Genomic DNA, 376 nt, shown 5'->3' with positions numbered 1-376 from the left:
GGACGTCGAGGAAAGCAAGATCGAGAACAACCACGCCGAGAAGAACGGTGGTGGCATCTTCAACGTCGGCGTGCTCTCGGTCAAGGAATCCCGCATCGACAACAACACCGCCGGCAAGAACGGCGGCGGCATCGCCAACGGCGAGGGCAAGGAGAAGGAGAAGGAGAAGAACTCCTACACGTGGGAGGGCCGGGACAAGGCCGGCACGGTGGAGATCTTCAAGACCTCGATCGAGAACAACCGGGCCGGCGAGAACGGCGGCGGCGTGTTCAGCTCCGGCGGCTTCGTCAAGATCGTCCTGTCCACCATCAAGGAGAACACCGCCTGCGAGAACGGTGGCGGAATCTACGCCCGCAACACCGACCTCGACCTGGAA

Annotated in this window: 1 pseudogene; it reads left to right on the top strand. The window is 62.2% G+C overall.

The window, feature by feature from the left end:
• A pseudogene (locus ONA70_RS36515) lies at positions 1–376 on the top strand (hypothetical protein); the annotation flags it as partial.

Source organism: Micromonospora yasonensis (assembly GCF_026013475.1).
GTDB classification, from domain to species: domain Bacteria; phylum Actinomycetota; class Actinomycetes; order Mycobacteriales; family Micromonosporaceae; genus Micromonospora; species Micromonospora yasonensis.
This window is presented reverse-complemented; position numbering and strand designations above follow the sequence as displayed.